The 20,483-nt window shown below is 65.8% G+C and carries 19 protein-coding genes; 7 read left to right on the forward strand and 12 right to left on the reverse strand.

The window, feature by feature from the left end:
• The 5 genes from IC50_RS22685 to topA all read right to left on the reverse strand — a co-directional run.
• Window positions 1-699 (reverse strand): NtaA/DmoA family FMN-dependent monooxygenase (locus tag IC50_RS22685; protein WP_035709847.1); only part of this gene is annotated, 699 nt, incomplete at its 3' end.
• Between the two features lie 202 nt (window positions 700-901).
• On the reverse strand, window positions 902-1,654 hold the full coding sequence (locus IC50_RS22690; RefSeq protein WP_035709849.1) for an NUDIX hydrolase: 753 nt from the start codon (window positions 1,652-1,654) through the stop codon (window positions 902-904).
• 31 nt (window positions 1,655-1,685) lie between these two features.
• The gene (locus IC50_RS22695) at window positions 1,686-2,126 is read right to left on the reverse strand and encodes a DUF983 domain-containing protein (RefSeq protein WP_035709851.1); all 441 of its coding nucleotides are present in this window, start codon (window positions 2,124-2,126) and stop codon (window positions 1,686-1,688) included.
• Window positions 2,120-4,480, reverse strand: coding sequence for a ribonuclease R (rnr, locus tag IC50_RS22700; protein WP_035709853.1), 2,361 nt, complete (start codon window positions 4,478-4,480; stop codon window positions 2,120-2,122). Before rnr ends, IC50_RS22695 begins: the two co-directional genes overlap by 7 nt.
• A gap of 20 nt (window positions 4,481-4,500) precedes the next feature.
• Window positions 4,501-7,236, reverse strand: a complete 2,736-nt coding sequence (gene topA / locus IC50_RS22705) for a type I DNA topoisomerase (RefSeq protein WP_035709856.1) — start codon at window positions 7,234-7,236, stop codon at window positions 4,501-4,503.
• 323 nt (window positions 7,237-7,559) lie between these two features.
• On the opposite strand from topA, the gene IC50_RS43215 reads away from it, so the two are divergent.
• Window positions 7,560-7,703, forward strand: a complete 144-nt coding sequence (locus IC50_RS43215) for a hypothetical protein (RefSeq protein ID WP_225150133.1) — start codon at window positions 7,560-7,562, stop codon at window positions 7,701-7,703.
• A 195-nt stretch (window positions 7,704-7,898) separates the two neighbouring features.
• Here IC50_RS43215 and IC50_RS22715 read toward each other — a convergent pair whose 3' ends face one another.
• Window positions 7,899-8,366, reverse strand: a complete 468-nt coding sequence (locus IC50_RS22715) for a winged helix-turn-helix transcriptional regulator (RefSeq protein ID WP_035709860.1) — start codon at window positions 8,364-8,366, stop codon at window positions 7,899-7,901.
• 122 nt (window positions 8,367-8,488) lie between these two features.
• On the opposite strand from IC50_RS22715, the gene IC50_RS22720 reads away from it, so the two are divergent.
• Complete coding sequence (locus tag IC50_RS22720; RefSeq protein ID WP_035709926.1) at window positions 8,489-9,262, forward strand: SDR family oxidoreductase; 774 nt, start codon at window positions 8,489-8,491, stop codon at window positions 9,260-9,262.
• A gap of 177 nt (window positions 9,263-9,439) precedes the next feature.
• Complete coding sequence (locus IC50_RS22725) at window positions 9,440-9,622, forward strand: hypothetical protein (protein WP_035709876.1); 183 nt, start codon at window positions 9,440-9,442, stop codon at window positions 9,620-9,622.
• A 63-nt stretch (window positions 9,623-9,685) separates the two neighbouring features.
• On the opposite strand, the gene IC50_RS22730 is transcribed toward IC50_RS22725, so the two are convergent.
• Entirely contained in the window at window positions 9,686-10,294 is a 609-nt protein-coding gene (locus tag IC50_RS22730; RefSeq protein ID WP_035709878.1) for an FMN-dependent NADH-azoreductase, read from the reverse strand.
• A gap of 83 nt (window positions 10,295-10,377) precedes the next feature.
• Here IC50_RS22730 and IC50_RS22735 point away from each other — a divergent pair, with 83 nt between their 5' ends.
• Window positions 10,378-10,848, forward strand: a complete 471-nt coding sequence (locus IC50_RS22735) for a winged helix-turn-helix transcriptional regulator (RefSeq protein WP_035709880.1) — start codon at window positions 10,378-10,380, stop codon at window positions 10,846-10,848.
• Window positions 10,849-11,079: 231 nt separating this feature from the next.
• On the opposite strand, the gene dprA is transcribed toward IC50_RS22735, so the two are convergent.
• Entirely contained in the window at window positions 11,080-12,222 is a 1,143-nt protein-coding gene (gene dprA / locus IC50_RS22740; RefSeq protein WP_035709881.1) for a DNA-processing protein DprA, read from the reverse strand.
• A 91-nt stretch (window positions 12,223-12,313) separates the two neighbouring features.
• Here dprA and IC50_RS22745 point away from each other — a divergent pair, with 91 nt between their 5' ends.
• Window positions 12,314-13,558, forward strand: a complete 1,245-nt coding sequence (locus tag IC50_RS22745) for an amidase (RefSeq protein ID WP_035709885.1) — start codon at window positions 12,314-12,316, stop codon at window positions 13,556-13,558.
• On the opposite strand, the gene IC50_RS22750 is transcribed toward IC50_RS22745, so the two are convergent.
• The 4 genes from IC50_RS22750 to IC50_RS22765 all read right to left on the reverse strand — a co-directional run bounded on the left by IC50_RS22750 (window position 13,550) and on the right by IC50_RS22765 (window position 17,873).
• Entirely contained in the window at window positions 13,550-14,761 is a 1,212-nt protein-coding gene (locus IC50_RS22750) for a patatin-like phospholipase family protein (RefSeq protein ID WP_035709886.1), read from the reverse strand. The two genes, IC50_RS22745 and IC50_RS22750, sit on opposite strands and share 9 nt — an antisense overlap.
• 213 nt (window positions 14,762-14,974) lie before the next feature.
• Window positions 14,975-15,571 carry a glycerol-3-phosphate 1-O-acyltransferase PlsY gene (gene plsY / locus IC50_RS22755; protein WP_035709893.1) on the reverse strand — a complete coding sequence of 199 codons (597 nt, stop codon included), beginning with the start codon at window positions 15,569-15,571 and terminating at the stop codon, window positions 14,975-14,977.
• Between the two features lie 47 nt (window positions 15,572-15,618).
• Window positions 15,619-16,920: a dihydroorotase gene (locus IC50_RS22760; RefSeq protein ID WP_035709928.1), complete on the reverse strand. Its 1,302-nt coding sequence runs from the start codon at window positions 16,918-16,920 to the stop codon at window positions 15,619-15,621.
• A 5-nt stretch (window positions 16,921-16,925) separates the two neighbouring features.
• Complete coding sequence (locus tag IC50_RS22765) at window positions 16,926-17,873, reverse strand: aspartate carbamoyltransferase catalytic subunit (protein ID WP_008548449.1); 948 nt, start codon at window positions 17,871-17,873, stop codon at window positions 16,926-16,928.
• Between the two features lie 188 nt (window positions 17,874-18,061).
• On the opposite strand from IC50_RS22765, the gene IC50_RS22770 reads away from it, so the two are divergent.
• Together IC50_RS22770 and IC50_RS22775 are read left to right on the forward strand one after the other, a co-directional pair.
• A complete protein-coding gene (locus IC50_RS22770) occupies window positions 18,062-18,811 on the forward strand; it encodes a M15 family metallopeptidase (RefSeq protein WP_035709896.1) in 750 nt (249 codons plus the stop codon).
• A gap of 20 nt (window positions 18,812-18,831) precedes the next feature.
• Window positions 18,832-20,475 carry an isovaleryl-CoA dehydrogenase gene (locus IC50_RS22775; protein WP_035709898.1) on the forward strand — a complete coding sequence of 548 codons (1,644 nt, stop codon included), beginning with the start codon at window positions 18,832-18,834 and terminating at the stop codon, window positions 20,473-20,475.
• Window positions 20,476-20,483 lie beyond the last annotated feature (8 nt).

Consider the following 20,483-nt stretch of genomic DNA (forward strand, 5'->3'; position numbering starts at 1 on the left):
TTCGGCCGCGAGCTGCTTGCCGTCCTCGGAGGCGCCGGCCTGCACGATCACCGGCCAGCCCTGCACGGGACGGGCGATGTTCAGGGGCCCGCGCACCTTCAGATATTTGCCGTTGTGGTCGAGCGTGTGCATCTTCGCGGGATCGAAGAACAGCCCGCTCTCGACATCGCGCACGAAGGCATCGTCGGCGAAGGAATCCCACAGGCCGGTGACGACGTCGTAGAATTCGCGGGCGCGCTTGTAGCGCTCGGCGTGCTCCATGTGATCTTCGAGGCCGAAATTCAGCGCCGCGTCCGGGTTCGAGGTGGTGACGATGTTCCACCCCGCGCGGCCGCCGCTGAGATGGTCGAGCGAGGCGAAGCGGCGTGCGACGTGATAGGGCTCGTCGAAGGTGGTCGAGCCTGTCGCGATCAGGCCGATGCGCTCGGTGACCGCCGAGAGCGCCGACAGCAGCGTGAACGGCTCGAACGACGTCACGGTGTGACTGCGCTTGAGCGCGTTGATGGGCATGTTCAAGACGGCGAGATGATCGGCCATGAAGAAGGCGTCGAACTTGCCGGCCTCGAGCTTTTGAATCAGCTGCTTGATATGCGAGAAGTTGAAATTGGCGTCGGGCCAGGCCCCGGGATAGCGCCAGGCGCCGGTGTGGATGCTGATCGGGCGCATGAACGCGCCAAGCTTGAGTTGCCGTTGTGCCATCGCCCGGTGTCCTGCTTCATTGTCGTTCGGAAGGACATAGGTACGGACTGCGCCAGTGCCACGGGGATCGCGCGGAACAATTTTTTGATTTTTGGGCGTTCCTCGGCATGTTCGTCATTCCGGGCTCGATGCTTCGCATCGTCCCGGAATGACGGGAAGGGCTATCGCACGCGCCGAAGACCGAACCCGGGAGGTGAGGCAATCAGCCCAAAATATCCTTCTGCATCTTGCCGCCGTAGAAATGGAAGAACGGTACCGGCGCATCGTGGCGGAGCGGACCGGTGGCAAGGCGGCTGTCGAGCTCGTTGAGCACGTTGCGCGTCATCGGATGCAGATCGGCGAGTGGTTTTGAGCCGAGCTCGACCCAGACCAGTTCGACCAGCTCGGCGTCGGCATGGATCACGCCCTCGACGCGATGTGTGATCGCGGAGGCATCCGCCGTGAAGAAGCGCGTGTCGAAGCGCTTGACGCGGCCGGGCGGGGTGATCGCGCGGGCGATCAGGAACAGGCTGGAGGGATCGGGCAGCAGGCCGGCATCGGCGAACGGCTGCCAGGGACCATCGAGCTTCGTCAGCTTGCCCTCGATCTTGCGGCCGAGACAAAGGCCGGTCTCCTCACAGGCCTCGCGGATCGCGGCGATGGCGAGCGACTTGGCGCGCGAGGCTGGCGTCTTCGGGCTGCCCTTGGCGAGATTGGCTTCCAGCTCGGCCGTGATCGGCGCCGCGCAGGGCACGCGATAGTCGGCCTTGTCGACGCGCCCGCCGGGGAAGACGAATTTCCCGGGCATGAATACCACCTTGTCGTGGCGCTTGCCGACCAGCACTTTCGGAACGGCGCCGCTGCGATCGACGAGGATCAACGTCGCCGCATCCCGTGGGCGGAAATAGGGATGATGATCGGCTTCCTTCTCCTCGTGGACCTTGGTTTTCTCCGCTGCCTGCGCAATATCCGTCATGTCCTCACCCAAACCGCTTCTTGCTTGTTGCTTACACCGGCGGAATACCATCCGGCGGGTTCTCGTCAAACCCGTGCATGCGCAGAGCCCATTGCAAGCCGACCACAGCTCCCTTGACGGGCTGCAGCAGCGCGAGCGAGGCAATGAAGGTGAAGGGCAGATAGGCCGCGAAGCTGATCCAGACCGGCGTGGTGTAGTTGGTCTCGATCCACAAAACGGCCGGCACCACGACGTGACCGACGATGACGATGACGAGATAGGCGGGCAGATCATCGGCGCGATGCGGCGTGAAATCGAGGTCGCATTTGGCGCAATGATCCGCCGTCTTCAGGAAAGCGCGGAACAGCTTCCCTTCGCCGCAGCGCGGGCATCGACCGCGAAAGCCGCGCTTCATCGCGGCAAAGAGGTCGCGCTTCTCGACGAGGCCGGTCTCGCGCGTCCAGATTTTTGGGGCCGTGCTCATCGTCACCATGCTCTACCCTTGTTGCCTTTTCCCTTGCTCTTCCCTTTGCTCTTGTCTCGGCCCTTCTTTCCCTTGCCGGATCTTTGCTTCTCGGGCTTGCGTTTTCTCTCTGGGCTGCGACCGGGATGCGGCTTGGACGATTTGCGCTGCGGACGGAACTGCCGGCGCTCCCGTGGCGATCTCTCGCTTTCCGACGACAGCAGCTCGAAGCGCAGCGCGCCTGCGATGGGAGCCGCTTCGATCAGGCGGACGTCGACGACGTCGCCCAGCTGATACATGGTCCCGCTGCGGGTGCCGACCAGGGCATGGCGGCTCTCGTCATAGTTGAAATATTCCGTGCCGAGGGATCGGATCGGGATCAATCCGTCGGCGCCGGTCTCGCTCAGCTTGACGAACAGGCCGGCGCGCGTGACGCCGGAGACGCGGCCCTGGAAGCTGGCGCCGATGCGATCGGCGAGGTGATGGGCGATCAGGCGATCGACGGTCTCGCGCTCCGCCTTCATCGCGCGCCGCTCGGTCAGCGAAATATGCGCTGCGACTTCGCTCAAGCTCTCCGGCGTCTCGCTGTCGGGCAGGGCGCCTTCGCCAAGCCCGAGCGCGCGGACTAGCGCACGGTGCACGACGAGGTCGGCATAGCGGCGGATCGGCGAGGTGAAATGCGCATAGCGGCGCAGGTTCAGGCCGAAATGTCCGTAGTTCTCCGCGGAATATTCCGCCTGCGCCTGGGCGCGCAGCACGACTTCGCTGACCAGCGGATAGTAGTCGTGGCCTTCGAGCTGGGCCAGCACGCGATTGAACAACGTCGGACGCAGCGCGCCTGATTTCGTGAAGGGAATGTCGAGCGTCTCCAGGAACTCGGAGAGTGCGTGGACCTTCTCCAGCGTCGGCTCGTCATGCACGCGGTAGATCAGCGGCAGCGACTTCTTCTCCAGCGTCTCCGCCGCGGCGACGTTGGCGAGGATCATGAATTCCTCGATCAGCTTGTGCGCGTCCAGACGCTCAGGCACCACGACGCGATCGACCGTGCCGTCGCTCTTGAGCAGGATCTTGCGCTCGGGCAGATCGAGATTGAGCGGGTCGCGCTCGTCGCGGGCGCGCTTGGCGCAGGCGTAAGCCGCGTAGAGCGGCCTCAGGATCGGATCGAGCAGGGGGCCGGTGATATCGTCAGGCTTTCCGTCGATCGCGGCCTGTGCCTGCGCGTAAGCGAGCTTCGCGGCCGAACGCATCAGGATGCGATGAAAACTGTGCGAGCGCTTGCGGCCGTCGGGGCCGAGCACCATGCGGACCGCGAGCGCGCCGCGCGGCTCGCCCGGCACCAGCGAGCAGAGATTGTTGGAGATGCGCTCGGGCAGCATCGGCACGACGCGGTCGGGGAAGTAGACCGAATTGCCGCGATCGAGCGCGTCACGGTCGAGCGCGGTGCCCGGCCGGACGTAGAAGCTGACATCGGCAATGGCGACGTTGACGATGAAGCCGCCTTTGTTGTTGGGATCGTCGTCGGCCTGCGCGTGGACCGCGTCGTCGTGATCCTTGGCGTCGGGCGGATCGATGGTGATGAGCGGGACGTCGCGCCAGTCCTCCCGGCCTTTCAGATTGGCCGGTTCGGCGGCTTCCGCCTCGCGCTCGGCGGCGGAGGAGAACTGCAGCGGAATCTCGTGGGCATAGATCGCGATCAGGCTGATCGCCTTTTCCGACTTGACCGAGCCGAGCTTCTCTTTCACGCGCCCCGAGGCGAGGCCGAAGCCGCGCGAGCGGACGATGTCGACGCTGACGAGGTCGCCATCCTGCGCGCCTTGCGTATCGGTCTTCGCGATGTTCAGCTCGCGATCGGCGAACTTCTTGTCGACGGGGACAAGCCGGCCGCCGCCTTCGGGAAGGCTGCGAAATACGCCGAGGATACGGCTCTTGGCCTTGTCGATGACCTTGATGATGCGGCCGCGATACGCCGGGCCTTCGGTCTCGTCGGACGGCTCGACGCGCAGCAGGGCGCGGTCGCCGACGCCGGCGGCGGTGCCGGGCTTGGGCCGGCGTGGCATCTCGATGAGGATCTTCGGCGGCTCGCCGCTCTCGACCTCGTCCCATTCGGCGGGGCAGGCGATCAATTCGCCGTCCGGGTCGCGGCCGGTGATGTCGGCGAGCAGCGTCGGCGGGAGCGCGTCCGGCTCGGACACCTTGTGTCGCTTCTTCTTGATGATCCCGTCGTCGGCGAGCTCGCGCAGCATGCGCTTGAGCTCGACGCGATCGGCGTTCTTCAGGCCGAACTCGCGCGCAATTTCGCGAGTTCCGACCTTTCCTGGATTTGCCTTGATGAAGGCGACGATGGCTTGCCTTTCGGGAAAGCCACGGTCTTTCGTGCGTTTCACTTAACCTCTAATTCTTTCACTCAAGTCTTGCCGGCACTCTTCTTGGCCGGAGCCTTGGTGGCGGCGGCCTTGGTCGGCGACGTTTTTGCGGTCGACGACACGGCGGCGCGCGCCTTGCTGGTGGATTCAGTTTTCGATTTGGCCGCCTTCTTCGCGGCCGGTTTCTTCGGCTTTGGCGGGGTGTCCTCGCCGTCGGCGGCCTTCTTGGCCTTGGCCGGCTTGGCCGCCTTCTTCGCTTTCGCCTTGCCCCCGCCCTTGGCGGCGCGCTCGTCGATCAGCGCGATCGCCTGCGGCAGGGTGATCGTATCCTTCTCGAACTCGGCAGGAATCGTCGCGTTGACGCCGCCGGCCGTGACATAGGCGCCGTAGCGGCCACTCTTGACGGTGACGGTGCCGAGCGTCGGGTGATCGCCGAGCGCCTTGCCGGGATCCGCACCGAAGCGGCGGCTCGGGCCCTTGGCCACCTTTTCCGCGATCAGCGTCACCGCGCGGTTGAGGCCGATGTCGAACACCTCGTCGCCGGCCTCGAGGCTCGCATAGGTCTTCTCGTGCTTCACGAACGGCCCGAAGCGGCCGAGGCCCGCCGTGATCGGCTGACCGGTCTCCGGATGCTTGCCGATCTCGCGCGGCAGCGACAACAGCTTCAACGCGAGCTCGAGATCGACATCGGCGGGCGAGGTGCCCTTCGGGATGCCGGCGCGCTTGGGCTTCTCGCCTTCCTCATAGTCCTTCTGCTCGCCGAGCTGGATGTAGGGGCCGAAGCGGCCGGCCTTGACCCAGACATCGCGACCCGTATCAGGGTCCTGTCCCAGCGAACGGTCGGCAGTCGCCTCGCCATCGGCGGCGAGCTGACGGGTGTACCGACACTCCGGATAGTTCGAGCAGCCGACGAAGGCGCCGAACTTGCCGGCCTTGAGATTCAGCCGGCCGGTGCCGCAGTTCGGGCACTGCCTGACGTCGCCGCCGTCGGCGCGGGGCGGATAGATGTGCGGCCCCAGCATCTCGTCGAGCACGTCGAGCACCTGCGCCACGCGCAGATCCTTGATGTCGTCGACGGCGCCGATGAAGTCGCGCCAGAAATCCTTCAGCACCTGCTGCCAGGAGATCTCGTTGTTGGAGATGCGGTCGAGCTGCTCTTCGAGGCCCGCGGTGAAGTCGTATTCGACGTAGCGGCTGAAGAAGCTTTCGAGGAACGCGATCACGACGCGGCCCTTGTCCTCGCCGTGCAGGCGCTTCTTCTCGAGCTTGACGTAGCCGCGGTCCTTCAGGACCTGGAGGATCGAGGCATAGGTCGAGGGCCGGCCGATGCCGAGCTCTTCCATGCGCTTGACCAGCGAAGCCTCGGAGAAGCGCGGCGGCGGCTCGGTGAAATGCTGGGTGACTGAGAGGCTCTGCCGCTTCACGGCCTCGCCCTGGCTCATCGCGGGCAGGCGGCGTGAATCCTCGTCCTCCTCGTCGTCGCGGCCTTCCTGGTAGAGGGCGAGGAAGCCGTCGAACTTGACGACCTGGCCGGTGGCGCGCAGCTCCAGCGTACGGCCGCCTGCCTTCGCCATGATGTCGACGGTGGTGCGCTCGAGCTCGGCAGATTCCATCTGGCTTGCGATGGTGCGCTTCCAGATCAGTTCATAGAGCTTCGCCTGATCGGCATCGAGCCTGCGGCTCAGGCTGTCCGGGCGGCGTGACATGTCGGTCGGACGGATGGCTTCGTGCGCCTCCTGGGCGTTCTTCGCCTTGGCCTGGTATTGGCGCGGGGCATCCGGCACATAGGCCTTGCCGTAGTCCTCGCCGATCACGTTGCGCGCCTGGGTGATTGCCTCGGGGGCGATCTGCACGCCGTCGGTCCGCATATAAGTAATGAGTCCGGTGGTCTCGCCGCCGATGTCGATGCCTTCATAAAGTCGCTGGGCGATGCGCATCGTGTGCGCCGGCGCAAAGCCATATTTGCGGCTGGCTTCCTGCTGCAGCGTCGAGGTGGTGAAGGGCGCCTGAGGATTGCGCCGGGCCGGCTTGGCATCGACCGCCGTCACGGCGTAGGTCGCCAGCTCGAGCGCCTTCTTGAAGTCCTCGGCTTCCGCGCCGGTGCCGATGTCGAGACGCTGGATCTTCTTGCCGTCGGCACCGACCAGGCGGGCCTCGAACGCTTCCCCGCGCGGCGTCAGCAGGGTCGCGATCAGCGACCAGTATTCGCGCGGCACGAACTTCTCGATCTCGAGCTCGCGGTCGCAGACGAGGCGCAGCGCCACCGACTGCACGCGGCCGGCCGAGCGGGCGCCCGGCAATTTGCGCCACAATACGGGGGAGAGGGTGAAGCCGACGAGGTAGTCGAGCGCGCGGCGCGCCATGTAGGCGTCGACCAGCGCGCCGTCGATCTGGCGCGGATGCTTCATCGCGTCCGAGACCGCCTGCTTGGTGATGGCGTTGAACACCACCCGCTCGATCTTCTGGTCCTTGAGCGCGCGTTTTTCCTTCAGCACCTCCAGCACGTGCCAGGAGATGGCCTCGCCCTCGCGATCAGGGTCGGTGGCGAGAATCAGGCGGTCGGCGCCCTTCAGCGACTTGGCAATCTCGTTGAGCCGGCCGGCCGCCTTGGGGTCGACCTCCCAGATCATCTTGAAATTGGCATCGGGATCGACGGAGCCGTTCTTCGCGGGCAGGTCGCGGACATGGCCGAACGAGGCCAGAACCTCATAGGACGAGCCCAAATATTTGTTGATCGTCTTGGCTTTCGCCGGCGACTCCACAATGACGATATTCATGTAGTTCCAGTAACTTACGGGAAAATCTCGGGCCGAAAACGAAAGGACTCGGGTCGGCCGTTTCGACCCGAACATGGGTGGTGAGGCCTCCGCTGTCAAATCGAGGGGTGTTGAAAGTCGCCTCGATGAGAAAAGTTTCATATCGAAAAAGTTGCAAAATACCACCTTGGAGTTGCGATCGATGTGGGCGTAATGTTGCCGTTGGGGCCATGGATTCGGGTGGGGTCTTGGTAACTAAGCCAAAGAAACGGACGCGCGCCGCATCAGGCGCGCGGGGAAGCTCGCGTCACGAGGAACCAGGGGAGGGCGGCGCGGACGAGGCGGTGGCCTTCATCGCCGAGCAGACCGGAGCATTGCGCAAGCTCGCCGAGCGCCACAAGCTCGACGTTCTGCATTATCTCCTGGGGATGACCAAGCTGGAGGCCGATGAGCATCTGCGGCTGCGGACCAAGCGCAAGCTGTCGTGAGGGGGTGCTTGCGGGCAGAAGCCCGGATGGAGTGAAAGCGTAATCCGGGCTCGTGCTGCCGACAAGGCGCCCCCGGATTGCGCTGTACTCCATTCGGGCTACGGGAAGCGCTCAGCGTGACGGTGCGAGATTGGGCCGCGCCGCATCACCCCTGTCATTGCGACGCAATGACGAGGCGGTGGCAGCTGCGCGCCATTACGCCGACCGCCGTCGCGATGCTGGTCGTGGCTTCAGCGTGGTGTCCGCAGGGCTGAGCAGGCGCCCATCCTCGGCGCGCATCTCAAGTTTCTTCACCGGGCGGCCTTTTTCGCGGTCGACCAGGATGGTCGCGATCTCCTCCGGGTGTTCGTCGAACTCCTCGCTCCATTGCCGCAGCGCGACCAGGATCGGGAAGGTGCCGCGGCCCTTCGGCGTCAGCAGATATTCAGAATAGGCGCTGCCGTCGGAGGCGGGGGCGGTTTCCAGAATGCCGTGGTCGACCAGCGATCGCAGGCGCGCCGACAGGATGTTCTTGGCCATGCCGAGCTTGTTCTGAAACTCGCCGAAGCGGCGCACGCCGAACAGCGCCTCGCGGATGATCAGCAGCGACCACCAGTCGCCGATCGCCTCCAGCGACCGCGCGATCGGGCAGGCATCGCCCTCGAAGCTCGTTCGTTTCACCATCGTCGTCCGTCCTGTCGCGTTCGCACGGCGTCAGCGCCGATCACGCGCTTGTGTGGTTGCATCATAAAACCAAATGGCCTAGATGGCAATGTAGTTTCATCATGCAACTACTGGAGGCGAGCGTGAGACTGAAGAACAAGACGGCCCTGATCACCGGCGGCAACAGCGGCATCGGGCTTGCGACGGCAAAACTGTTCGTGGCCGAAGGCGCCAGGGTGGTGATCACCGGGCGCAACAAGCAGACGCTGGAGGCTGCCGCGAAGGAGCTTGGGCCGAACGCGCTCGCGCTCGCCGCCGATGCCACCGACATTACGGCGACGGAAGCCGCGATCAGGCAGGGCGCGGAAAAGTTCGGCAAGTTCGACATCGTGTTCGCCAATGCCGGCATCGCCGGCGGCACGCCGCTGGGCTCGGCCACGCAGGACGTCTTCGAGAAGGTCATCAGCACCAACCTGACCGGCGTGTTCTTCACCGTGCAATCGGCTCTGCCGTATCTCAACGACAATGCCTCGATCATCCTCAACGGCTCGGTGATATCAGTGCTCGGCATTCCCGGTTACTCGGCTTACGGCGCCGCGAAGGCCGGCGTGCGGGCGATGGCGCGGATCATGGCCTCGGAGCTGTCGCCGCGCGGTATTCGCGTCAACGTCGTGGCGCCCGGTGCGATCCGCACGCCGATCTGGGGGCCAGCGACGGCAACGCCGGAAGCCGAGAAGGCGTTCGAGAAACGGATCGCGCTATCGACGCCGCTCGGCCGCATCGGTGAAACCGATCACGTCGCAAAGACGGTGCTGTTCCTCGCCTCCGATGATTCCGCGCATGTGCAGGGCCAGGAAATCTTCGTCGACGGCGGCGCGGTGGCCTCCCCGAGCGGCGCGCCGATCTATCGCGGCTGATCAAATCAAGTGCAAATTGAATCGGCCGGCGCCGTGTGATTGCGCCGGCCGGTCCGGCGTCTTGCAGGACGCATTGACTGAAGCCATGCGTGAGGCGTTGGACCTTTGCGCCTGCCGCAAAGACCCTTTATTATTATGGGCAGGGACAGACAGACTCACGATTTGAGGGAGTCGGTTATGTTGAAAGCAGCCCGCATTTTCTCGTCGATTTCGTCACCGCGCGTTTTCACCGAAAGATCCGCCATTCCGACCGGGCGTTCCGACACGTCCGAGTTCGTCGCCATCGTGTTGTTCTCCGGGATCGGTCTGTTCGTCTCGCTCGTTGTCGTGATCCTGGGCATACAGGGCGCTTGGCCTTAGCTTTGCAGATCGTGCAGCCGTCAGCCGCCGCGCAGTCCGGCGGCGGCTGATTTCGGCGCGGCGTCAGGCCGCGTGCAGGCTGGTAGCCGCCTGAAGCGCCCCCGCAAGTGCTTTCTCGCGGTGATCCGGTCCGACCTGGATGCCGTCGGCGATGATGAACTCGGCATTGTGGATGCCCATGAACCCGAACACACCGCGCAGATAGCTTTCGAGGTGCTCCAGCGCTGCGGCGGGCGAGCCCGCGCCGTAATAGCCGCCGCGCGAGATCGCGACGATCACGCGCTTGCCGCCGGCGAGCCCCTCCGGCCCGGCCGCGCCATACTTGAATGTCTTCCCCGCCACGAGGACGCGGTCGATCCAGGCCTTGAGCTGGCTCGGAATCGTGAAGTTGTACATGGGTGCACCGATGACGACGATTTCGGCGTCCAGGAACTCGTCCAGCACGGCCGCGCTTGCGGCAAGGTCAGGCGCCAGCTCCGCCGGCACGGGGGCGCCCTGCGCGGCCGCGAGATGCGAGCCGGAGAGATGGGCCAGCGGCGTCTGGGTCAGGTCGCGATAGACAACCTGAAGCGATGGGGTCGCCTGCCTGAGACGGTCGACGATGGCGGCGGAAACCTGCCGGCTGACGGAGTGGGGGCCGAGCACGCTGGAGTCGATATGGAGGAGTTTCATTTGGGGTCACCCTGGTATAGGTTTGTAACCAGCGCTACATGAGTGACTATCGAAATTCCCGCAAGAACGCACTTTTTTGAGCCATGGGCACATCATTGAAACCTGAGAACATCGATCTGCCTGCTCCGCCGAGGCTGAACCCAAGTCCAAATCCAAGTCCAAATCCAAGGCCAAATCAGAGCCCAGATCCAATGCCGGATCCCAACCACGCGGACTGCCGCGGGGTCGCCTCCATACTGTCCCGCGTCGGCGACAAATGGAGCGTGTTCGTCATCATGATGCTCAGCGACGGACCAAAGCGCTTCAACGAGCTGAAGCGAATGATCAACGGCATCTCGCAGCGGATGCTGACCCTGACGCTGCGTGGCCTCGAGCGCGACGGTCTCGTCACGCGCACGATCTTCCCGACCATTCCGCCGCGGGTCGACTATGAGCTGACTGACCTCGGCCGCGGTCTTCAGCAGCCGGTGAAGGCCCTCGGCGAGTGGGCGATCGAACATCAGGTGCAGATCGCGGCAGCACGCACGCGGTTCGATGCGCGCAACGAGGGTTAGGACGTGATCAATCTCGGTTCACCGATGCGAGCCGACTGTCACCTCCCACTGAGGGGCACGCGCTTTACCCTCCCCTGGAGGGGGAGGGTCGGCTCACATGAGCGCAGCGAAATGTGAGACGGGGTGGGGTGACAGTCTCTCCTCATCGAACGCTGCCCGAGTGGAGAGATCACCCCACCCCGCTCGCGCTGCGCGCGATCGACCCTCCCCCTCCAGGGGAGGGTAAGCTCTTTAAAGCAGCGACACCAATCCGCCGCCGTGGCGTTCGAGCCGACCTGCCAGCTCGAGCTCCAGCAGCACGGTACGTACGATCGCGGGCGAGGCGCCGGACATCCGCACGAGATCGTCGATCGAGATTGGGGCCGGGCCGAGCAGGTTGGTGATCTGATCGCGGTCATGCCCTTGCGGATCGCTCTCGAACGGCTCGCTGTCGGGCTCGCCTGCGGGGTGCATCAGCGGCCGCTCCATGATCGGCTGAACCGCATTGATGATGTCGGCGGCCTCGGTGACGAGCGTTGCACCCTGCTTGATCAGATCGTTGGTGCCGGCGGCGCGCGGGTCGAGCGGCGAGCCCGGCACCGCGAACACCTCGCGGCCCTGTTCGGCCGCCATGCGCGCGGTGATCAGCGAGCCTGAGCGTTGCGCGGCCTCCACCACGACGACGCCGAGCGAGGCGCCGGAGATCAATCGATTGCGGCGGGGAAAGTCGCGGGCGCGCGGCTCGTGGCCGAGCGGCATTTCCGAGATCGCCGCGCCGGCGTGATCGAGGATCGATGTGAGCAGGTCGCCATGCTCGGGCGGATAGATGCAGTCATGGCCGCCGGCGAGCACGGCGATCGTGCCGCTCTCAATGCTGGCGCGATGCGCGGCCTGATCGACACCGCGGGCGAGGCCCGAGATGACGACAAAGCCGGCTTCGCCAAGTTCGCGCGCGAGCTGGCCGGCGAATTTCAAGCCGGCGCCCGAGGCGTTGCGCGAGCCGACGATGGCGATCATCGGCCGCATCAAGGTCTTCGCGTCGCCGCGCACGGCGAGCAGCGGCGGTGCGTCGTCGATCATCGCCAGCCGCGGCGGATAGCCGTCCTCGCCGGGCGCCAGCCAGGCGATGCCGAACTTGCGGCTTGCGGCAAGCTCGGCCTTCGCTTCATCGGCACCACAGATGCGACCCGTTCGCTGCGCACCGCCGCGGCGGGCGAGATCCGGCAGCCGCTCCAGCGCGGCGCGCGGGCTGCCGAAATGATCGACCAGCGAGCGGAAGGTGCGCGGCCCGACATTGTCGGAACGGATCAGCCGCAGGCGGTCGATCCGCTCAGCCTCGGTCAGCTCCACGCTTGGGTTGATGGCGTCCACGGCGTCTCCTTGCAGCGATAGCATGGAACAACCTGAGGGCGTTGCGCAACAGTGACGTGCGCTTGCGCGACCTTGCTGCGATGCTAAAAGCGATCACAATAAGAAGGATTTTGCCATGATCTCGCTTGCCGACCTCCAGCGCCGCATCGAAACGGGCGAGCTTTCGCCCGACGCCGCCATCGCGCAATCGCACGCGGCGATCGAGGCCAAAGAGAAGGACGTCCACGCCTTCGTCCGCCACGACAAATCGGCGAGGGCGCAAGGCTCCGGGCCGCTGCGCGGCATTGCGGTCGGCATCAAGGACATCATCGACACCGCCAACATGCCGACGGAGATGGGCTCGGAGATCTATCGCGGTTGGCAGCCGCGCGCCGACGCGCCGGTCGTGATGCTGCTGAAGCGGGCAGGCGCCACCATCATCGGCAAGACCACCACGACCGCGTTCGCCTCGCGAGATCCGACGCCGACGCGCAATCCGCACAATCTTGGCCACTCGCCGGGCGGCTCGTCCTCGGGCTCGGCTGCGGCGGTCGGCGCCGGCATGATCCCGCTGGCGCTGGGCACCCAGACCGGCGGCTCGGTGATCCGGCCCGCGGCCTATTGCGGGACCGCCGCGATCAAGCCGTCGTTCCGGATGCTGCCGACGGTCGGTGTGAAGTGCTACTCGTGGGCGCTCGACACGGTCGGCCTGTTTGGCGCGCGCGCTGAGGATCTCGCGCGCGGACTGCTCGCGATGACCGGCCGCACCGAATTTTTGGGCATCACCCCGGCGAAGTCGCCCCGCATCGGCGTCGTCAGGCAGGAGTTTGCCGGCGCGGTCGAGCCGGCGGCCGAAGAGGGGCTGCTGGCCGCGATCAAGGCGGCCGAGCGCGCCGGCGCCAGCGTGCAGGTGATCGATCTGCCCGAGGCGGTGCAGGAAGCCTGGCGCATTCACCCCATCGTCCAGGATTTCGAGGCGCATCGCGCGCTCGCCTGGGAGTTCTCCGAGCGGCATGACGAGATCGCGCCGATGCTGCGCGCCAGTCTCGATGCGACGGTCGGGCTGACTCCGAAGGAATATGACGAGGCGCGCCGGATCAGCCGTCGCGGCCGGCGCGAGCTCGGCGAGCTGTTCGAAGGTGTCGACGTGCTTTTGACCTATTCGGCGCCAGGCACGGCGCCGGCCAAGGAGCTCGCGACCACCGGCGATCCCCGCTACAACCGGCTCTGGACGCTGATGGGCAATCCTTGCGTCAACGTGCCCGTCCTCAAGGTCGGCGGCCTGCCGATCGGCGTGCAAGTGATCGCGCGCTTCGGCAACGATCCGCTCGCGCTTGCAGCGGCCTGGTTCCTGGAGGATGCGCTGGCGAAATCAGGCTAGCGCAGGTTCGGAAGAAGCAGAGGCCTGAGCGGACGCAGAGGGCGCTGCGCCGGCCCTTGCATCTTGCCCGAGCCAGCGCGCGGCGGCCTCGCGACCGCTCCGGTGCAGCAGGCGAATGAAGCCGCGGCCGAGATCGGTCGACGAGCGCTGCGCCAGGCCGTCAACGGAGTCTTCCGCCGCGATCCTGGTAAGGCGCAACGAAGCCGTGGCGCGCGACTGCGCCCATTCGATCGCCGCGATCTCGGCATTGAGCGCGGCGTTGGCCATGATCTGGTCGAGCCTGCGGTCGATCGCGGCGAGCGTGATCGGCACATAGCTGTCGCGCGTCGGCGTGACCTGAACGAGCAGCAGATCCGTCGCCGCCGTTTCCTGGACCAGCCGCAGCAGCGGCGGATTGCCGCCGAAGCCGCCGTCCCAATAGGCTTCGCCGTCGATCTCGACGGCGCAGTGAACCAGCGGCGGACAGGTCGAGGCCAGCGCGACGTCGGCGGTGATGGCGTCGTTGGCGAAGATCTGCTGCTGCCCGTCGCGGATCCGCGTCGCCGCGATCAGCAGCTTCGGGCATCGCGCGTCGCGCAAGATGGAAAAGTTGATGTCGCGCGACAGCGCCTGCCGCAGCGGGTCGAGATCGAACGGATCGAACTGCCCGGAGCGCAGCGTCGGGCCGAACGCGACCGAGCTTCCCGCCGGCGAAAAGCCACCGACCAGCATCAGCGAGCGGAACGAGGCCTCGTGCATCAGCCGGACCCAGAACCGGTTCAGCCGCGACCGCGCGCCTTCGCGTCCGCCTTCGGCAAGGCCGCAAGCAAGCAGCAGCGCATTGACGGCGCCGGCGCTGGCGCCGCTGATGGTGTCGATCGCGATGTCAGGCTCTTCCAGCAGCCGCTCCAGCACGCCCCAGGTGAAGGCGGCAAAGGTGCCGCCACCCTGCAGCGCCAGCGAAAGCTTTCGCGGCGGCCAGTGGCCGGAACGCGCCTGGCCGGCCGGTACAGGCTCGGTGATCGCGCTATCGAGCCGAGCGACGGCTGGCGCGACGGACCGAGCCTGCGGCGCAGGCCGTGAAATAGGGGCAGGCGCGGAGGCGGGCGGCGGCGAGGGCGCGTCGGACCAGATGTTGGTCGTCGAGAGCAGCCGGCTTGCCGCGCTGCCGGAAGCACCCAGCGAACCAGCCCCGTCATGCGTACCGATCATCTTCTCGCTCATTCTGAGCAACCGCGTAACCGCCGCTTCCTTTGTCAAGATGACAGGCGCGCAACCCGTTTGCTACTGTCCGCCCCGAGTGGCGCGAAGGTTGCGAACAGGATTTGGCAGATAATGCGGTTGAGGTGCGGCGATATCCGTACTTTTTTCGGCTTCAGATTCGTGTTTGACGCGTTTTCCTGACGCGAACCGGCATCCACTTCGCTCGAAAACGCTCTAGGCCTTCTCACCGATCCGGCTTTCCTTGCCCGCCTGCAAGCGCTTGATGTTCTCGCGATGCGCGTAGAACAGGAGCAGCGTCAGCACCGCTGTGAGCGCCGACAAGGCGAGATGGCCGAACCACCACAGGAAGATCGGCGTGATGAACGCCGCCACCAGCGCGGAGAGCGAGGAGTAGCGGGTCGTGAAGGCGGTCGCCAGCCAAAGCAGGCAGAACACGACGGCGCCCGGCCAGAACAGGCCGAGCAGGATACCGATATAGACGGCGACGCCCTTGCCGCCCCTGAACTTAAGCCAGACCGGGAAGAGATGGCCGAGGAAAGCGCCGAGCCCGGCCACCATCGCGGCATTGGGGCCTGCGACGTAACCCGCGATCACCACGGCCACGGTGCCCTTGAGCGCGTCGAACAGCAGGGTGCCCGCGGCAAGGCTCTTGCGTCCCGTGCGCAGCACATTGGTGGCGCCGATGCTGCCGGAGCCGATCGAGCGGATATCCTGCGTGCCCGCGAGCTTGGTCAGGATCAGCCCGAACGGAATCGAGCCGAGGAGATAGCCGATGACGAAAGCCACCGGCAGAAATGCTTCAAGCCCCATGGCGGCAGCTCCAAAGGCGCGATTCCCATGTCGAACGATCGCGTACGTCAGACATGCTCATACACCGTTCGTCCGCCGACAATGGTGCGCACCACGCGGCCTGTAAAGCGAGCCTCGTCGAACGGGGTGTTCTTGCAGGGCGATTTGAGGTCGGCGGGATCGACCACCCAGGGCACATCGGGGTCGATCACGATGACGTCGGCCGGGCTGCCTGCACGCAGGGTTCCGCCCGGCAGGCCGAGCAGCTCGGCCGGGCGGGTCGACATCGCCCGGATCAGCGTCTTCAGCTCCAACTCGCCGTTATGAACCAGCCGCAAGCCGGCCGGCAGCATGGTCTCGAGACCGACGGCGCCCGGTGCTGCCTCCGCGAACGGCAGGCGCTTGACCTCGACGTCCTGCGGATTGTGATCGGACATGATGACGTCGAGCAGGCCGGAGGTGATCGCCGCCACCAGCGCGCGGCGGTCGTCCTCGGTCCGCAGCGGGGGCGACAGCTTCAGGAAGGATCGATAGGGGCCGATATCGTTCTCGTTCAGCGCCAGATGATTGATCGAGACCGAGGCGCTGACCGCAAGCCCGGCGTCGCGGCCGCGCTGGAGGATATCGAGGGAGTCGATGCAGGTCAGCGAGGCCGCGTGGTAGCGGCCGCCGGTGAGCGCGACGAGGCGCAGATCGCGCTCCAGCATCACGGCTTCGGCGGCGTTCGGAATGCCCATCAGGCCGAGCCGGGTCGCGAACTCGCCTTCGTTCATGACGCCTTCGCCGACGAGATCGGGGTCCTCGGTGTGATGCACGATCAGCGCGTCGAAATCGCGGGCGTAGGTCAGCGCGCGGCGCATCACCTGGGCGTTGGTCACGCTCTTGTCGCCGTCGCTGAAGGCAACCGCTCCGGCCGCCTTCAGGAGGCCGAACTCGGTCATCTCCTCGCCGTGCATGCCCTTGGTCAGCGCCGCCATCGGCTGGATGTTGACGATCGCAGTGTCGCGGGCGCGGCGCATCACGAAGTCGACGGTCGCCGAGTTATCGATCACCGGAGACGTATCGGGCTGGCAGATGATGGTGGTGATGCCGCCGGTCGCGGCGGCCTGGCTCGCCGAGGCAAAGGTCTCGCGGTGGCTGAGGCCGGGCTCGCCGACGAAGGCGCGCATGTCGATCAGGCCCGGTGCCACGATCTTGCCGGAGCAGTTGACGATGTCGGTGCCCTCGGGGACGCCGGCCGCGCCAATGCCGCGGCGGGTCTCGCGGATGGTGCCGTCGGCGATCAGGACGTCGCCGACGCCGTCGAAATCCCTGGAGGGATCGACGACGCGGGCGTTGGCGAGCAGGATGGGGCGGCGATCGATCAACATCGGCATCACGCGTTCGGCAGATTGCGGGCGAGAGCTTCCAGCACGGCCATGCGGACGGCGACGCCCATCTCCACCTGTTCGCGGATCAGGGACTGCGCGCCGTCGGCCACGATCGAGTCGATCTCCACGCCGCGGTTCATGGGACCTGGATGCATCACGAGGGCATCCGGCTTGGCGTAGGCGAGCTTCTTCTGGTCGAGCCCGAAATAATGGAAATATTCCGATGACGAGGGCACGAAGGAGCCGTTCATGCGCTCGCGCTGGAGCCGCAGCATCATGACGATGTCGGCGCCTTCCAGGCCCTCGCGCATGTCGCGCGCGACCTCGACGCCCATCCGCTCGATTCCGGGCGGCAGCAGCGTGGAGGGCCCGACGACGCGGACGCGGGCGCCCATGGTGTTGAGCAGGATGATGTTGGAGCGGGCGACCCGCGAATGCAGCACGTCGCCGCAGATCGCGACCACGAGGCCTTCGATCCGGCCCTTGTTGCGGCGGATGGTGAGCGCGTCCAGCAGCGCCTGTGTCGGGTGCTCATGCGCGCCGTCGCCGGCATTGATCACGGAACCGTCGACTTTCCGCGCCAGCAACTCCACCGCGCCGGAGGCGTGATGGCGTACCACCAGGATGTCCGGGTGCATCGCGTTCAGTGTCACGGCGGTGTCGATCAGGGTCTCGCCCTTGCGGATCGAGGACGAGGACACCGACATGTTCATGACGTCGGCACCGAGCCGCTTGCCGGCGAGCTCGAACGAGGACTGGGTCCGGGTGGAGGCCTCGAAGAAAAGGTTCACCTGCGTCCGTCCCCGCAGGACGGTGCGCTTCTTGTCAACCTGGCGGTTGAGCTCGACATATTCTTCGGACAGGTCGAGGAGGCCGCTGATGTCGGCCGCGGAAAGGCCCTCGATGCCCAGCAAATGCCGGTGGCCGAGGACGAAGGTCGATTTCGATGTCATTAAAAGCAGAGCTATAGGGGGGGATGGCGGGGGGAGCAAGGGGCAAACGGTGGGAGGCGAGTTATCCCCTGATCTGTCGCCCACTCGGTCATTCCGGGATGGCGCGCAAGCGCCAGACCCGGAATCTCGAGATTCCGGGTTCGATGCTGCGCATCGCCCCGGAATGACGCCGGAGGACGGGAGGCATCGTGAAAACAATTCTTGCAGCGTTTATATCAATCACCACCATCTCCGGTGCCCACGCCCAATCGCTTCCCGGCAGCTTTGTCTACCTCCGCGACATCGATCCCAGCATCATCCAGGACATCCGCTACGCCACATCGAACAATTTCGTCGGTCGTCCGCTCGCCGGCTACGGCGCCGGCGAATGCGTGGTGAAGCGCGAGGTGGGGCTGCGGCTGAAGGCGGTCCAGCAGGAGCTCGCCGCACAGAACCTGTCGCTGAAAATGTTCGACTGCTACCGGCCGGCGCGGGCGTCGCTCGACATGGTGAAGTGGTCGCAGAACGGTCACGAGACGGCGGCCGAGCGGCGCTACAACCCGAAGATTCCGAAGACCGAGCTGTTCCGCCTCGGCTATATTGCGAGCCGCTCGCAGCATTCCACGGGTGCAGCGCTCGATCTCACTTTGGTCGACCTCAAAGCCGACAATTCGGCCAAATATGATCCGTCAAGGACCTATGCCGACTGCACGGCGCCGGTCGAGATGCGTGCGCCCGAAGGCAGCGTCGACATGGGCACCGGCTACGACTGTACCGACGCGAAGGGGCATACCGCAGTGACGTCGATCAATCCGGAGCAGCGCGCCTGGCGCAAGCGGCTGGTCGCTGCGATGGCCAGGCAAGGCTTTGTGAACTATTCGAAGGAGTGGTGGCACTTTTCCCTGCCGGGGGCGGGCGGGGCGGCCTATGATTTCCCGATCCAGCCGCGCCGGAACTGATCACGCGCCGAGGAAGCCTGATGAACCAGCCGAGTTTTGCGACCCACGAGGTCTTCAACCAGTCGCCGCCGTTCGAGGACGTCGACCTGTTCGCCACGGACCTGCCGCTGGTCGAAGCGGTCAGGGCAAACGGCGGGGCCAAGGCGGAACGGGAACTGTCGGAATTCGGCAAGCAATGGGGCTCGGCGGCGATGGCCGATCGCGGGCGCCTTGCGAACGAGAACACGCCGAAGCTGCGCAGCTTCGATTCCAGGGGGCACCGCCGCGACCAGGTCGAGTTTCATCCGGCCTATCACGAGTTGATGGCGCACAGTGCGCATGCGGGCGTGCACAATTCGACGTGGACGGCGGATGGAAGACCTGCCGGCGATGCCGCCGAAGTCGTTCGTGCCGCGAAATTCCATATCGCCGCGCAAGTCGAGACCGGCCACCTCTGCCCAATCACGATGACGCGCGCCTCCGTGGGTGCGCTGGCGTTGCAGCCCGACCTGCTCGCGCGCGTGATGCCGGTGCTGTCGACCAGGAGCTACGATCCCGGCTTCGCGCCGTGGTGGCAGAAGCGCGGCATGACGCTCGGCATGGGCATGACCGAGAAGCAGGGCGGCACCGACGTGCGCGCCAACATGACGCGCGCCGTGCGCGACGGGGACGGCTACCGCATCACCGGCCATAAATGGTTCATGTCGGCGCCGATGTGCGATGCGTTCCTGGTGCTGGCGCAGGCGGATGGCGGGTTGACCTGTTTCTTCATGCCGCGCTTCGCGCCGGATGGCTCGGTGAATGCGATCCAGTTCCAGCGGTTGAAGGACAAGCTCGGCAACCGCTCCAATGCCTCGTCCGAGGTCGAGTTCGTCGGCGCCTATGCGCAAGCGGTCGGCGAGGAGGGCAAGGGCATCCGCACCATCATCCAGATGGTGCAGCTGACGCGGCAGGATTGCGCGATTGCGTCCGTTGGCCTGATGCGCTCGGGGCTGGCGCATGCGCTGCATCACGCCCGTCACCGCAGCGTGTTCCAGAAGAATCTCGCCGACCAGCCCCTGATGCAGGCCGTGCTGTCGGACATGGCGCTGCATGTCGAGGCAAGCGTTGCGCTGGTGATGCGGCTCTGCCGTGCCTTCGACCGCACGCCGCACGATGCGGCGGAGGCCGCCTATATGCGGCTGCTGACGCCCGCGATCAAATACTGGACCTGCAAGAGCGCGCCGCCGTTCCTCTACGAGGCGATGGAATGCCTCGGTGGCAACGGCTACGTCGAGGACGGCATCCTGGCGCGCCACTATCGGGAGTCGCCGGTCAATGCGATCTGGGAAGGTTCGGGCAACGTCATGTGTCTCGACGTGCTCCGCGCGCTCTCGCGTGAGCCGGACGCGGCGATGGCTGTGCTGCAATCGCTTGCGGCCGAGACGAAGGGCCTGCCGGGGGCTGGTGAGGCGGTCGCATTCATCGGCAAGACCTTCCGCCGCGCCGATGGCGAGCGCGTCGCGCGCCTTGCCGTCGAGAAGCTGGCGCTGCTTGCCGCCGCCGCGGCGCTCAACGGCGTGTCGCCGCACAATGCCGAATTGTTCGCCGCGACGCGCCTCGCGGCCAATCACGCCAGCATGTACGGCGCTGTCGAGCTGGAGAGCACCGACGTGCGTGCGCTGCTGGAGCGCGCGCTGCCGTGAGCGGGGCA

The organism is Bradyrhizobium genomosp. I (2014) (assembly GCF_000261685.1).
GTDB lineage: Bacteria > Pseudomonadota > Alphaproteobacteria > Rhizobiales > Xanthobacteraceae > Bradyrhizobium.

What these genes read in the sequence shown, in the direction of transcription:
- IC50_RS22730 (WP_035709878.1), bottom strand. Translation starts at nt 10,294, where the DNA reads ATGAAACTCCTCCATATCGACTCCAGCGTGCTCGGCCCCCACTCCGTC.
- IC50_RS22715 (WP_035709860.1), bottom strand. Translation starts at nt 8,366, where the DNA reads ATGGTGAAACGAACGAGCTTCGAGGGCGATGCCTGCCCGATCGCGCGG.
- IC50_RS22750 (WP_035709886.1), bottom strand. Translation starts at nt 14,761, where the DNA reads ATGAGCGAGAAGATGATCGGTACGCATGACGGGGCTGGTTCGCTGGGT.
- plsY (WP_035709893.1), bottom strand. Translation starts at nt 15,571, where the DNA reads ATGGGGCTTGAAGCATTTCTGCCGGTGGCTTTCGTCATCGGCTATCTC.
- IC50_RS22695 (WP_035709851.1), bottom strand. Translation starts at nt 2,126, where the DNA reads ATGGTGACGATGAGCACGGCCCCAAAAATCTGGACGCGCGAGACCGGC.
- IC50_RS22725 (WP_035709876.1), top strand. Translation starts at nt 9,440, where the DNA reads ATGTTGAAAGCAGCCCGCATTTTCTCGTCGATTTCGTCACCGCGCGTT.
- dprA (WP_035709881.1), bottom strand. Translation starts at nt 12,222, where the DNA reads ATGCTATCGCTGCAAGGAGACGCCGTGGACGCCATCAACCCAAGCGTG.
- IC50_RS22765 (WP_008548449.1), bottom strand. Translation starts at nt 17,873, where the DNA reads ATGACATCGAAATCGACCTTCGTCCTCGGCCACCGGCATTTGCTGGGC.
- topA (WP_035709856.1), bottom strand. Translation starts at nt 7,236, where the DNA reads ATGAATATCGTCATTGTGGAGTCGCCGGCGAAAGCCAAGACGATCAAC.
- IC50_RS22735 (WP_035709880.1), top strand. Translation starts at nt 10,378, where the DNA reads ATGGGCACATCATTGAAACCTGAGAACATCGATCTGCCTGCTCCGCCG.
- IC50_RS22745 (WP_035709885.1), top strand. Translation starts at nt 12,314, where the DNA reads ATGATCTCGCTTGCCGACCTCCAGCGCCGCATCGAAACGGGCGAGCTT.
- IC50_RS22690 (WP_035709849.1), bottom strand. Translation starts at nt 1,654, where the DNA reads ATGACGGATATTGCGCAGGCAGCGGAGAAAACCAAGGTCCACGAGGAG.
- IC50_RS22760 (WP_035709928.1), bottom strand. Translation starts at nt 16,920, where the DNA reads ATGTTGATCGATCGCCGCCCCATCCTGCTCGCCAACGCCCGCGTCGTC.
- IC50_RS22775 (WP_035709898.1), top strand. Translation starts at nt 18,832, where the DNA reads ATGAACCAGCCGAGTTTTGCGACCCACGAGGTCTTCAACCAGTCGCCG.